The sequence below is a fragment of the Pseudoalteromonas ostreae genome, assembly GCF_018069805.1.
Classification (GTDB): domain Bacteria; phylum Pseudomonadota; class Gammaproteobacteria; order Enterobacterales; family Alteromonadaceae; genus Pseudoalteromonas; species Pseudoalteromonas ostreae.
This window is the reverse complement of the sequence record NZ_JAGPYN010000006.1, coordinates 185,850-198,967: the sequence shown is the minus strand read 5'-3', so window position 1 is coordinate 198,967 and position 13,118 is coordinate 185,850. Positions and strand designations below refer to the sequence as shown.

11 protein-coding genes are annotated in these 13,118 nt (G+C 35.8%); 10 read left to right on the top strand and 1 reads right to left on the bottom strand.

Annotated elements, in window-relative coordinates; translation table 11 throughout:
- Nucleotides 1-65: 65 nt before the first annotated feature.
- Genes J7338_RS06985 through J7338_RS06970 form a run of 4 tightly spaced genes read left to right on the top strand, consistent with a single transcriptional unit; the run spans nucleotide 66 to nucleotide 5,890 of the window.
- Complete coding sequence (locus tag J7338_RS06985) at nucleotides 66-1,523, top strand: site-specific integrase (RefSeq protein WP_210796365.1); 1,458 nt, start codon at nucleotides 66-68, stop codon at nucleotides 1,521-1,523.
- Nucleotides 1,513-3,468, top strand: coding sequence for a hypothetical protein (locus J7338_RS06980; protein ID WP_210796364.1), 1,956 nt, complete (start codon nucleotides 1,513-1,515; stop codon nucleotides 3,466-3,468). The genes J7338_RS06985 and J7338_RS06980 overlap by 11 nt, the downstream gene beginning before the upstream one ends.
- A gap of 2 nt (nucleotides 3,469-3,470) precedes the next feature.
- Nucleotides 3,471-5,489 (top strand): hypothetical protein, encoded by a 2,019-nt coding sequence (locus J7338_RS06975; RefSeq protein ID WP_210796363.1) that lies wholly within the window; start codon nucleotides 3,471-3,473, stop codon nucleotides 5,487-5,489.
- A complete protein-coding gene (locus J7338_RS06970; protein WP_210796362.1) occupies nucleotides 5,486-5,890 on the top strand; it encodes a hypothetical protein in 405 nt (134 codons plus the stop codon). The genes J7338_RS06975 and J7338_RS06970 overlap by 4 nt, the downstream gene beginning before the upstream one ends.
- A 411-nt stretch (nucleotides 5,891-6,301) precedes the next feature.
- Here J7338_RS06970 and J7338_RS06965 read toward each other — a convergent pair whose 3' ends face one another.
- Nucleotides 6,302-6,685, bottom strand: coding sequence for an antitoxin Xre/MbcA/ParS toxin-binding domain-containing protein (locus J7338_RS06965; RefSeq protein WP_210796361.1), 384 nt, complete (start codon nucleotides 6,683-6,685; stop codon nucleotides 6,302-6,304).
- A gap of 702 nt (nucleotides 6,686-7,387) precedes the next feature.
- Between J7338_RS06965 and J7338_RS06960 the strand changes: the two genes are divergently transcribed.
- The 6 genes from J7338_RS06960 (at nucleotide 7,388) to J7338_RS06935 (ending at nucleotide 12,429) form a co-directional block, all read left to right on the top strand.
- Nucleotides 7,388-7,996 carry an AHH domain-containing protein gene (locus J7338_RS06960; protein ID WP_210796360.1) on the top strand — a complete coding sequence of 203 codons (609 nt, stop codon included), beginning with the start codon at nucleotides 7,388-7,390 and terminating at the stop codon, nucleotides 7,994-7,996.
- Nucleotides 7,996-8,586: a hypothetical protein gene (locus J7338_RS06955; protein ID WP_210796359.1), complete on the top strand. Its 591-nt coding sequence runs from the start codon at nucleotides 7,996-7,998 to the stop codon at nucleotides 8,584-8,586. The genes J7338_RS06960 and J7338_RS06955 overlap by 1 nt, the downstream gene beginning before the upstream one ends.
- An 811-nt stretch (nucleotides 8,587-9,397) precedes the next feature.
- Complete coding sequence (locus J7338_RS06950; protein ID WP_210796358.1) at nucleotides 9,398-10,456, top strand: ParA family protein; 1,059 nt, start codon at nucleotides 9,398-9,400, stop codon at nucleotides 10,454-10,456.
- Nucleotides 10,457-10,576: 120 nt separating this feature from the next.
- Nucleotides 10,577-11,212, top strand: coding sequence for a hypothetical protein (locus J7338_RS06945; protein WP_210796357.1), 636 nt, complete (start codon nucleotides 10,577-10,579; stop codon nucleotides 11,210-11,212).
- Nucleotides 11,213-11,297: 85 nt separating this feature from the next.
- Nucleotides 11,298-12,173 (top strand): restriction endonuclease, encoded by an 876-nt coding sequence (locus J7338_RS06940; RefSeq protein WP_210796356.1) that lies wholly within the window; start codon nucleotides 11,298-11,300, stop codon nucleotides 12,171-12,173.
- Between the two features lie 46 nt (nucleotides 12,174-12,219).
- Nucleotides 12,220-12,429 (top strand): hypothetical protein, encoded by a 210-nt coding sequence (locus J7338_RS06935; RefSeq protein WP_210796355.1) that lies wholly within the window; start codon nucleotides 12,220-12,222, stop codon nucleotides 12,427-12,429.
- Nucleotides 12,430-13,118: the final 689 nt, after the last annotated feature.

The window sequence follows — 13,118 nt, the reverse complement described above, 5'->3', positions numbered from 1 at the left end:
ATAGTTGATTTTCAGGCTTGACACTTCTAAATTTACATTAGTTTAATTTATTTTAGAGTGTCGACATGCTGACCAGATTAGAGCGGTTAGAAATAATTCCTATTGTTGAACACTGTAATTCTGAGTTTTCTCAGTTACCGCAGCAAGATGCATCTAATGGTGAACTTGTATCAATTGATGGCCGAAAGGTGATTCAATTTTATGAGTTTACTAATACATATCTAGAATCTTTCAACTGTGTATATCAAGTACCATATTTGTTTTGTAAGAATGGTGAACCTTGGACTACTGCTAATCTTTATTTATATAGACTTGCAAAAGAGTCATTACAAAATAACAAGCCAAATGATCATTTAAGACGAGTAGCTTGGGCTTTGCTCGAGTATAAAGTTTTCTGCGAGAATAATAACTTAGACATTTATGATTTTTCTTCATTACGGCCTATCGGAAGACCAACTTATCGATTTTTTAGACACCTTTTGGACAATTGTAATATTCAAGGTATTACATTAAATAGGAAAACTAAATATGTGTACGAATTTTATAAGTACATTTCCGATATAGGCAAGCATAACATCGATATCCGTAAGGTAGACATCACTAAAAGTGTCAAGGTTTCTATAAATACAAAGTACGGCTATATTGAAAAGGATGTAGAAAAACGTAGTCAGTCTGTACCTGTGTGCAGTTCATCTTCTACTGTAAAAGTTGGATTTGTTAGGGATGAGGGTGAAGAGTTAAGGCCGCTAAATAATGAGGAGTATTTAGCACTAATTGACGGTATTAATCAATTTGGGTTTAAAACAGATCAAAAGTTAATATTGTTTTTGGCGTTATTTACAGGCGAACGAAAACAAACGATTTTAACACTCAGAGTAAGTCATTTGGAGCAATTCAATGAAGCCTCACTTAAAGAGGGGGGGGTATATATTTTGAATGTAAATACTAGGAATGGTGCGGATACTAAGTTTAATAAGCCCCATACTTTGTATATTCCTTCTTTTATCGTGGATAAGTTAAGAATGTGGGTAGAGTCGGAAACTTACCTTAAAAGAGTTGCTAAGTTTAGGTCGTTATATGGAGATATTTTTAGTGAGAAAGATATGTATATTTTTTTATCACGTGAAGGTAATTGTCATTATATGGCTAAGAGTGACCCTCGTTATATAAAGTGTAGGACAAGACCCGCAGGTGGAAATACAAAATCTATCTCTGACAGACTAATAAAACTATCGAACGGTAAAATCCCGAGTAATTATACATTTCACTGGCTCAGAGCTACTTATGCTTTAAAGCTATACCAGTCTTTTGCACCGCTATTAGAGTCAGGTGAGCTAAGAATAGGTGACGATATTACAGTGATTCAAAAACGACTTCATCATACTCATAGAGAAACGACTGAGGGGTATTTAAAGTTGTTTACAACTCTTGATGAAAGGTTGTTTGCTCAGCGTGAATATGAAAGAAAGCTATTCGGGGATAGTGATAATGATTTCACTAAGGACGCTATAAATGCCTTTTGAGCGAAATCCAATTATTATTTCTAGTTCCCCATATGAAGTTGAGGTCACACACCCTCAAAATATTTTTATTAGGTTTGAGGATCACGTCAGAGTTTCTTTATTTGATCTTGGCATTGTCGCTTACGAGAAGTTTTCGACAAGTTCTAAAAACTTTTCTTACATTCAAAAAAGGCGTGTGTATATACCCGAAGGTGAAAAACTCAAGCAAGGAAGAATTAAATTAATAAATGCTTTTTTAGATTATCTAAGCACGACTTCTAACTCTGGCACTACCAAGTTGTTAAAAGCTTCTCATATATTAAAGTTTACTTTGTGGTTTATTGAAAATGGACACCCCAACTTCTTGGAGACAAAAACCGAAGCTGTGGAAGCTTTCATATATTGGACGCGAGTAATTGAATATCAAGTGAAGCAGAAAAGCAAACCTTGGGGACAAAGAACCGCAGCTCAAAATCAGGCGAGTTTGACTTCATTACTGGTACTTCGCTTTGGAGAGAGCTTTAGATTTAGATTGAATCAAGCTATATATAAATTGAAATCCGTTGAGCAGCCAATAGAAGTGCGTTCTGTTGAAGAGTGTAGAGAAGTGATGAATAGCTTGATTGATATTGCAATTGGGTTAACAGGGCTAATAGTAGAAGAGCGTAAATTTCCATATCTAATGAAATATCAGAATGAAGATATTTATGTTTTCCCTAATGAGGTAGGAACAGTAAAAACCAAACATTCAACAAAGTTATGTTCTTCTTATAACTATGAAAAGGGTCATGTTTATACACATGAAGAAATGCTACCTTTGAAAAAAAAAGACCGTCCCTGTGCTCTTTGGACTACAAAAGATGCAGTCAAAAACCTTGAGTATAATAATACCAATATGACAAGTCATGTAAGAATGCGTCTTCTTGATTTGGCCTGTTGCTGCTACTTGGAAGTATTCCTTATCATAACGGGAATCCATCGCTCTGAAGTTTTGCAATTAGAGTGTTGCGATGAAATAAATTGTGAAAAACCTGAATATTCGAATGAATTTCGAGCGGTTAAATTAAGAGCAAGAGGTAAAGTTACTTCATATCGACTGCACCGTAATGGTGTCAAAGTGTTGAAGGCCTACCTGATATTGAGAAAGTGGGTAACTAACATAGCAGGCGCACCTTTAAATGAGAGCCTTTTTATTCGGTATATAATACCGTCAGGTAAGCAATCTCTAATAAATAAGCCTTATGTAAGACCTATTAAAGAAGATGATATTGGTCGTGTTTATAATCGGTTAGAGGGACGCTTTTTCCCTACAGGGTTTAAGGTGCTAACGGTTAGAGAAGTTCGCAGAATAAAAACTGTTCACTTACATGATATAGGTGTTTCTATAAATACGATTGCAGATGTGTTAAATCATTCAGTAGAGGTTAGTAAGAAAGTTTATTCTAATACTAAGACCTCACAGCAATCTCAGGAGTTACTCACTTTTTGGCGAAGTGTTAAGAAGGCCGCAGAGCAAGTCAAAATTGTATCTGACTCTAATAAGAATGATATTCACTCTTTTGAAGGCGGAAAGTCGATAGCTATAGGGCACTGTGTGGACTTCAATAATCCCCAACCTATGTATCCTTCTCCTATGCTTGAGCCAAACTGTAAGACTCAATATGGTTGCTTATTTTGTAATAAATATTGCCTCCATGTAGATAAAAAAGATTTACACAAGTTGCTTAGTTTAAGTTTTGTTGTGAGTTCTGTAAAAAGTAAAAGTCTATATTTAGATAATCATATGGATTTTATAAATAGATTGCATATTCGTATTCATGCAATAGTTGAGCAGTTGAAAAATAGCTCAGTTGCTGCTAATGAAATATTTGAAGACGTAAACTACCTTGTATGGGAATTGGGGGAGTTGACTCCATTTTGGGAGCTACGTTTACGCAGGTATGAGTCAATGGGAGTGATATTTTAGTTATGAAAAACCTCCATCAGTTACAAGAAATCATATTAGAGAAAGATAGTTCGATTAAACCTGTGTGGATAGACTCAATTAAACCTGATTCGAATACGATTATTAGTTTTGACGGTAACGGCGTTATTTCAATATATTCAGAGGATAAGTGGGACTTTACACCTTTTAGTTTATCTTCAAATAATGAGCCAAAATTTGATTTTCTTCAAATTCTTAATTTAAAAGATAAACAGTCTGACTATGAAAGGATTATTATTGAACAGATAAAATATTTTTTATTTCTTCTTATATACCAGAATAGAGGTGGCCGTTATGGTTCTTTGTCAGTACCAACTCTTCGTAGATACTTCTACGTTCTGGCGGAAATAGGTCGATTTTGCCTTGAGAATAAGAAGCGGGATAGCTTAGTTGAGATGAGTTTGTATGAAGTTTTATCTCAAAAAAACCTATTTAGTTTATATATGCGATCGGATCCTAAAAATTTTAAAAAACGACCAATTATCGATACAGTTAATGCTGTCAGAGGGTTCAGTAAAGAGTACCTTGGTTTTGTAACCCCTAAGCATAAGTTTAATGAGGTACTTGCCCGTAAACATAAGCAACACCCTGTAATTCCGACTAATATTTATTTAGAAATAGTTAACAGGGTCGGCAGTGATCTAGAGTTTATAGAAAGTAGCTTAGAGGGGATTGAAGCTTTTTTGGCTAAGTTTTCTGATAAAATTTCAGGTCGTACTCTAAAAGGGCAAAAACGAAAAGGCACAAAAGTATCGGATTATCAACTAACAACACCTGAGTTGATTAGAAAATATAATTTGGGTAGTTTGTTTTTCGATAAATACGAAGTCCATGATTTAAATTCATTAGTACACTCTTTATATCAAATTCAATATATTTGTTTGGAAGCAATAGTTTTATTTACAGGTATGCGAAAATGCGAAGCGTTAGAGATGCCACTGGACTGTATTAAAAAAAAGGTGCTTTCTCCAGACGTTAAAGATGGCGGGAAGGTTGTAATCGAGTCAGAAGTTATTGAGCTCGTCTCTTTTACAACTAAACACAGAGGAACACGCGCTGTGTCTACTTGGTTAGCTAATAGTGATGTGAAATCTGCAATTAATATTTTAAAAAAGATAAATGTTGGCTTAAGTTTGTGTGAAGGTAGAAAGTTTTTTGGACACCTATTCGTCTCTCCCAATCACATTCGAGGAAAATCTCGACCAAGAACTGATTTTACAAAAAGGCATAAACCAAATTGGCATAGTGAACTCATTATCAGTGCAGAAGATATTGATTTGATGAGAGTCAGTAATCCGGAGAGCGATTTATCTGATGGTAAATTTGCCGTGGGCAAAGCGTGGAATGTTACAGCACATCAATATAGGCGTTCACTAGCTTATTACGCAGCTAACTCTGGCTTTGTAAGCCTTTCAACATTGAGAGTTCAGTTCAAGCATTTAACATCATTGATGACTAAATATTACACTCGGCATTTTGAACAAATAAATTCAATATTTGGCTATTTCAATCCTGAAAAAGACTTGTTCGAGTTTCCCAATGGACATACTATTTTTGATTTCAAAGAGGCTAGAACAGCTTTTGTTATTGATGCTCTAGTTGAACAAGTTATTACAACAGATAATATTTTATATGGTAAAAAAGCAAACTATATTGAGCGTCAACGTTCAATGATTGACTCAATTGATGATGATATATCGTTGTTTGAAGTAAGGTCTAAAACTGAAAAAGCAGTTCGTGATGGCGAGATTTACTATCGGGAAACTTTATTGGGGGGGTGCACAAACCCAATTCAATGTGATTGCCGTATACTCGGTGAGTTTATTAATTGTTTATCTAGCAGTTGTGCGGTAATTAAGCCTGAGTGCGTAAGAGAACAAATAGAGGAGCTTACTGAGTATGTTGCTCTGCTTGAACCATCATCAGGCGAGAGAGAAATAGTTCAGGAAGAATTAAATGCTTTAATCAAGTACGAGAAGACACAAAAGAGGCGAATCAAATGAGGGATGGTTTAAATCGTTGCTTTGAAGCTTTCGAAAGGCTTAAGCTTAATGAGCCCAAAAATGCTCGCTTTGTAAATTTGGATCGAAATAAAGTTACGGCATCAATTGTAAGCCAAGAAGCAGGGTTTGATGCTGGGTATCTTAAAAAGAGCAGAGCAAGGCATAGGGAGATTATCAGTTTAATTGAGAGTTACAGTAATTTACCTGCTGCATCTGTTTCCGGTACGTTGTCTATTCGCGAAAAGCTAGAACGTGCGGAACGTAAAAGTGCGAGCTTAAAAGAAAGAGTGAAGGATGTGGAGAAAAAGCTTTATGATGCGTTAGCTCGCGAGTTGTTAATGTTAGAGCAAATAGAATGTTTACAGCAAAAGCTGGCGAGTAGTAGCAATAATAATGCGTAGTGGAGATGGTCTGACCTATTTTTATATTTATTTGATTAATTTTATTAAATCTATTATTGAGTCGAAAGATTGAGTCATGTGTTACTCCTGTTTTCTTAATAATACTGAAATGGCACAGATTTCTAAACACTACCCCTTTAGGTACAACAATGAGGTTGAACTGAAAAAGCAGCTATGGTCAAAGCAAATAATACCGATTTATTTATCACAATGACTTCCCTGAAAGTTAGCTATGTAAGTTCCTAAAAATTTTTAATCATTAAGTTAAATATAAAAGCCAGCCGATAGAATGAGAGTATACTGAGGGATGCCTTAGTGTACTTGAGTTGGCAGCTAGCGTGTATCAGTGTGATGATCATAGAAAGGGTTGCCGGTCTAATTCATCAAGCGACTTTTCCCTTATCCTCCAGCTCATAAGTTATTTTGCAATGCATCAATGCGCTTCGCTACTTCGTTAAGTTCTAGGAATTCTCCATGCTCAATCACTTCTAGAGGTGAGCGACCTGCAAAAAAATCATTATGATTTTTCATTTTCATAAACTTCCTGACATTTTCGGGGTTGCTAAACATGCACCGTAATGCGTGGTGAATATTTAATAGACAGCTAATACGTTCTAATTGCTCGTTGTTGAGCTTTACAGTCTCAGGAGCAGCCTTAAATTTATCATAAGAAGTTTTTGAGAGCTTAAGTATACATTGAGCTTGCTCAGAGCTGCATTCCCACAATGATAAAATGTTGCATGCTGTTTTAAAGCCTGTACTGGTGAATGATGTTGAATTACTATTTGTGTGCATACATAACCTCCTTTAATGAGCCGATACGCCAAAATATTTCAATAAAGGATAGTTGTAAAGTTGAAGTTCAACATGGCACTCATTCAATGAGACGTACCAAACCATCACTAATTTACAAAAAACTAAATTGGAACATTAAGCAAAGCTAGGTGTCGTTAGCTATACGCTTACGTTAAAAAGCCATCTTTACCGGTTAGGTCTTGGCCTGTTCGCAGCGCTTCAACTGCTTTGTCTAAATCGAATTCTTTGCTCATGTGTCATTCCTCTTTGTTGTATTCTAATGAAATAACACAGAATTCTAAACACTACCATCGAAGTTGATATAGATGATTTATAACCATTTATAGAGATCAACCTCACCGTCCGTTCCTCGCTCAGACTGTGTGAAAACTCAAAAGCTCATAATACTGGAAGGATTTCAGCTCAAAAAGTACGCTTCAGATTAAAATATTTGCCTCGAATTAAGCAACCCGCTAATTTAGTTGCATATAATTTTCACACAATCTGGTATAGGTTCAGAATCAAGCATAGATCTGTTCTGATGATCCTAAGGAATCATCAATTTTGCTCTGGAAGTCCAATTTAATATAAACAAACCATTAGAAAGCTTTTTTCGACTTTCACTTTATTGATGAAACTTTCGAGCTTGTACATTTTTGCGTAAAACTCTATATTAGAAACAAAGTTTAAAAGGAGTTTTTTATGCGACAAGAAATACATGAAGTAACAGTCCAAGATATTGAAAATGATTTGTTTCTAGTAACAGGTGATCGTGGTTTAGCTAAAGCCCAATCCCAAGCATTTTCAATACATTATCGTGGTGAAATTATAGATTCTGTGAAATATCAGCGTGGTATTATCTCAGCTGATGATTTAATCTATTCACGACATGTTCGCTGGGAACATATGAAAAAGCATGCTGAGAAGTTAGCTGCAAACATGGCTAAATCAGGGCGCGGTAATAAACCCAAAAATACAGCTGCTCATCATATAGTATCTTGGAGTGATATGCGTGCTGCTCGTTCTCGACTCAGGTTAGCTGCGTTCGGCATTGATATTGACCATGAAGCTAATGGTATTTACTTACCTCGATTTCAAAAGCATGTTCCAATGGATATCCTTCCAGATGCGTATTCGCATTCAAAAATCCATACAGGTAAGTACTATTTTAATGTTGAGTTTTTACTTAATGAGACGATTGCTGATGGTTTAGGTCGACAAGGTATTATTGAAACATTGCGGGAAATAGGTGAAGAGCTTGCCGAAGGTACATTCCCCATAACTAAATCTTTAACTCAGGCTAATGTGTAATGTCAGATAAATTTAATAAAGTATTTAGTGTTAGTGTTGATCCAGATGAGTTTCTATTGCTCAACGAAACAGGGTTCGAGCAAACTATTCAACTAACCGAAGGTCAGTTATTATTGTTTGATGGTAGTAGTATGAGAGACAACTGGAGAACTTTAGGCGTTGATTGGTTAATTGAACCTAGTGTTGCACATCAAAACTTAGCTAAACCTGATATAGCGGGTTTAGGTGCTTCAACCCTTGTTGTATCACCTAAATTTTCATCTTTATTCCTAAATGATTTTGGTAAGAATATTGAATTACTTGAATGCAATTTAGATGGTGAACAATGGTTTGCATTTAATGTGGTAGATTTTGACAAAGCTCTTAATGAAAACCATACCATCCGAAATATTAAAAACGGTAAGCTAAGTAGGATAAGGAAATTTAAAAAAATGGTGTTCACAAAAAGTGCTATTGAAAACCCTGAGTTATTTAGAGTGCGAGAAGCAGGGCTTCAGTATTTCACAACAGATGCGCAAAATAGTTTATACACATTAGCAAAAAAACACGACATTAAAGGGTTATATTTTGATGAAGTTGAAATAGTATAAATTTTAAAGCCGCAGGCTATGCTACTGTAATTGAGTTTTTAATGAACGAACACTTCAGGTGAAGAGTGAAAAATCTATACTATTGATTAATAATTGAAAATTATAAATATGGACTTGTGTTGGCATCTGTATTAAAGGTTGATTCAACAACAAGTCCTATTAGCTAAAGGCGATGGGATCGCTTCTTATCTCTTTCTATTTTACCGTCCGTAATTGGTACTTTTGCAAAGTGCGGCTATGAGCGATCAGTTGTCAGTCGGATTATATCGCGATCTAATAATCAAACTGGTCGAATTCGACTATTTTAAAATCCCAAACTCGAATGGATCAAATCTTGAGGTCGCAAATTGTACACATTTGCAGTATGTTCCAAAATGGAACAACCTACTTAAATGTTCAACAAACGGTTAGTTCCTGATGCATAGACCTATAGACGCAATGGGGGCAAACGAGATTGTCAAACCAGCTTTTCGAGCGTCCAATATGACCGCTTTTGCCACTTTGCCGAAGCTCAGCTTTGAGCGAAAACCGGTCACAGAAAAGTTAAATCTATTCCTACTTTTTTGAGTAGGGTTATAACTTTGTCCGATATCAATATTAACCACCGCTTTGGGGAAAAGTAACAAGCATAATTCCTAGCTATTTTAATTACCTGTTTACAAAGGTAATTATTGGTGAAATTATCAGGGTATGTAATAAACGCCGTTTTGGTGTGTTACAAACCACCAGAATGGTGTTCAATAAGCTGTTATAACCATATTGAAGCATCGCACAATTACCATTAAATAATGTATGAGGTTTAAAATTATAAATGACTAAAACAATATCAATTTTTAACAACAAAGGTGGCGTAGGTAAAACATCTATCATATGGAATTTAGCTGTATCATTAGCTGATTTAGACAAAAATGTTTTACTTTTAGATTTTGATCCTCAATGTAATCTATCAATCGCTTGTCTTGGTGATCAAGAATTCGCTAATTTACTTAAAACCTCAACAGCTAATCCATTTGGACAAACCGTAAAAGCTTTTGCGCTCCCTTATATTCAACAGAACAGATTTGGTCAAATACATACTTCTTCGCCCAAAATACCTAATGAGAATGGTAGGTTAGATATTGTTCCTGGTGATTTTTGGCTAAACTCATTCTCAGATGTTTTAAATGTCGGTACCGATGTTATTGGTGGTTCGGGTTTATATAGATTTATTCTTCCTGAGCTATTAACAAAAGAAGCATCTCGCGTTAATGGTGTTGAGTATGATTATGTGTTGATAGATTTACCCCCATCATTTAATACGTTAGTGCGCTCATCTTTATATTGTTCAGACTATTTTCTTGTTCCGTGTACCCCAGATCTATTCTCATCATATTGTGTTGGTTTAATTGGAGATATGCTTCCTTTGTTCATTCAAGATTGGGAGCAGGGTAAACAACGATATCTTCAAAATAATCCGAATGATCCTGTAATCTTATCAAAAGGGAAGCCAAAGTTCGGAGGATGGGTTTTTAATAATTTTGATACAAGGCATAGAAATGGAGTTAAGCGGATGGTTGCTGCAGACGCAGTACACCAAGCTTCAATCGAAACTGCCATAACAGATATGCTAATACCTAATTTAAATAGTATAACTAGCTATCAAGCAGTCCCATCATTTGTTAACACTGATCATGTTGTAGGAATCGAAGATTTAAATGTTATGGCTTCAGATAGCATTTTCCAAAATATACCTATTAGGTATTTATCTCAACATCGCCCAACAACACGGCTTCGTGGTCGGGGTTCTTGGGCTGCCAATCAAATCGAACTTATGGATGATATGGCACAGGAGTATGAAGACTTAGCATTATATATCGAACAAAACTTTTAGTTTTTAATTTAATGGTTATAAGTTGCTTAAACGGAATAAAAACAGTTGGTTATCGCTACGCGATTTTAACCAACTGTTTTTATCCGCTTAGCAAGGCGTTTATGTTTTCTAAGGATCACCATGGAATCTGATATTTCAGAAGAAAATACATGTGCAGGAAAACCGATAAAATGGGCTATGAGTCGCTTTTCTTCTGATTTTCTTCAAGGCTGTAAAAAGTTTGCTGAATTAGCTAGCTCTTCTGAAAATACCCAAGATATAAGGATCTTCAACTCATCATCCATTATTAATGCCGCATGTTTTCTTGAAGCTAGAATAAATGAAGAGATATCAATCGGTGTTCTTTGCTATGGGTTCGAGGCAGATAGCTCTGAGTATAAAGAGTGGTTTACTATTCAGAATCTTCAAAAAAAGCTTACGGTTCAAGAAAAGTGGGATTTAGTATCCTTGAGAACAAATGGTGTTTTATGGGATAAGGGTAGAGAACCATTTCAGTCATTCGAAATTATCTCGTCATTGAGGAACGAATTGGTTCACTTTAAAGGTGAGTTTCTTGGAAAAGACGAAGCTCCTAATAAAAAAATAGCGATCTTAATGAAAACCTTGGGTATTTCGAGTTCAGCAACATGGATCGAAGATGATTGTTCTAGCTGGGTCGCAGAACTTTTGAATTCTAAAAAATTATCAGCTTGGGTGCATAAGTCAGTCTCCAATTTCGAGAAATCGTATTATGACCTCCTTCACCCAAAAACATAACAAAGCCAGCCGGCATCGCTCCCTGCGGTCGCTGGACCTCGTTTCACGCGGCCGCTGCTGGCGGCGTTGGTCATAGAGGAAGAAAATGAATCAATTACAAATATTTATGCCCCCACCTGCGAATTGGCAGGATTTCCAAAACTTGGTGGTAGACATAGCAAAGGTTAAATACGTTGAGAGTTCTGTTCAAGAGTATGGTCGACAAGGGCAAAATCAAAAGGGAATTGACGTATTTGCTCAAGATTTAATGGATAACAACATTGGGATTCAGTGCAAGGAGACAAAGAAACAGAGTATTTCCAAGTCTACAATAGATTCAGAGGTTAAAAAGGCTAAAAAATTCAAACCTTCTCTTAACTTGCTAATAATTGCGACTACTGCTCGCATCGATACCAAGTTGCAAGATCATGTAATAAATATAAATGGGACTGGAAAAATTCCATTTAAAGTTCAGCTTTGGTTTTGGGATGAGTTAAATCAAGATATAAACCGCTTTCAATCTGTGATGGCAACCAGTTATGAAGCTTACAGAGAAGCTTTTGGTAAAAGTGAAATGCAAAATCACCTTTCGGCGATTAGGCTTGCATTTGATCGCCCTGCCTACACAGATAACTTTATGTATGAAAGAAGTTACAGTGATTTCGAATCAGCGATAGTAGCAACCAAGGCTCTGATCAAGATAGGAGTTCTTCATGATAACTGGAGTAAATCTGTTATTGCGCAAACTATTCCTGCAAGCATGATCGGTGATGAAACGTACCTTCGGTTTATTAGTGATGTTGAGAAGAAAGTTGATGGAATTTATAAAACCTATAAAAAAGACGTTAAAGAGCTAGTTAATAATCCTAATCAACTGAACGAAATGGGTGGGCAATACAATATTTTACGGCGTAAGTTGATCGAAAAAATTAATGTAATGCTTAGTCAAAATAATCTTAAAGAGATTCAGCTAGGGTATTAGTTGAAAGAATGATCATAACAGGGCGTCATATGGCAAGGATTCTTGGATGTTAGCTAAGCCTTACAATACCTTATTGGTGATAATTATTTGCATCTTAGCTGCCTTGCATTTTAGTGGAAAACTTGGGAGTGCAAATAAATCTCCAACGCTTAAATATATGAATGAAAAATATCCTAAGCTGCCTAGATACATAACTGGTTTAGCTATATTTGTTGCAGTAGTTAAGAGTTTGATTTTGGTGATAGATGGCATATAACAAGTAAATCACAATCCATGTGACGCCTACGGTGCACCTGATTTAGGCGTTGAGGCTGTAGGATTACTCTTTTTAAAGAAAATCAGCCCGTTTTATGGGTTCCAAATGCATTACCTAATGCCGTAAAAGTGCTTAGGAACGATTGCAGGAGCTTGTTTTTTTGAACCGTTTTGGCTGTTGGAGTTATTTCGTTAAATTCTTAAGCGTTTCATCTGTAGTGGTACAGTCCCATAGTTAATTGACACGCTTAATTAAATTCTCAAGGTCTGGTTTCGACTCAATTGAAACTTAATACTTAGTGAGATCTTTTACTTTCCCAAAATTATGTGCGTGAAAGGGAAAATTGAATCATAACGATTGAGACTCGTTATATATGAGAACGACCCCACCTACCATGGGAGCGTATCCTACTTTTAACCAATTACTATTTGAACAACGACATTGGCCCTATGCCTATTATCCTTACTATTTCAGTATAAATTTTTATTAGTTGTTGGCATTAATCAGTATGTGAATCTTTAATACTTAGTTAGCTCAATATTCCGCTACCAGAATTATGTGCGTGAATGGGAAGGATCATCTCTCTATTCCATTTATATAACTTCATGCAGAATTATTCTCGTAAACGGGAAATTTAGCACTCTCACCCTAAATTTGATATCAAATCACTAAGCTGAGAGGAATTATTG

Bases quoted from the DNA above. Each gene is read 5' to 3' on its own strand.
- J7338_RS06985 (WP_210796365.1), top strand. From the start codon at position 66: ATGCTGACCAGATTAGAGCGGTTAGAAATAATTCCTATTGTTGAACAC.
- J7338_RS06980 (WP_210796364.1), top strand. From the start codon at position 1,513: ATGCCTTTTGAGCGAAATCCAATTATTATTTCTAGTTCCCCATATGAA.
- J7338_RS06975 (WP_210796363.1), top strand. From the start codon at position 3,471: ATGAAAAACCTCCATCAGTTACAAGAAATCATATTAGAGAAAGATAGT.
- J7338_RS06970 (WP_210796362.1), top strand. From the start codon at position 5,486: ATGAGGGATGGTTTAAATCGTTGCTTTGAAGCTTTCGAAAGGCTTAAG.
- J7338_RS06965 (WP_210796361.1), bottom strand. From the start codon at position 6,685: ATGCACACAAATAGTAATTCAACATCATTCACCAGTACAGGCTTTAAA.
- J7338_RS06960 (WP_210796360.1), top strand. From the start codon at position 7,388: ATGCGACAAGAAATACATGAAGTAACAGTCCAAGATATTGAAAATGAT.
- J7338_RS06955 (WP_210796359.1), top strand. From the start codon at position 7,996: ATGTCAGATAAATTTAATAAAGTATTTAGTGTTAGTGTTGATCCAGAT.
- J7338_RS06950 (WP_210796358.1), top strand. From the start codon at position 9,398: ATGACTAAAACAATATCAATTTTTAACAACAAAGGTGGCGTAGGTAAA.
- J7338_RS06945 (WP_210796357.1), top strand. From the start codon at position 10,577: ATGGAATCTGATATTTCAGAAGAAAATACATGTGCAGGAAAACCGATA.
- J7338_RS06940 (WP_210796356.1), top strand. From the start codon at position 11,298: ATGAATCAATTACAAATATTTATGCCCCCACCTGCGAATTGGCAGGAT.
- J7338_RS06935 (WP_210796355.1), top strand. From the start codon at position 12,220: ATGTTAGCTAAGCCTTACAATACCTTATTGGTGATAATTATTTGCATC.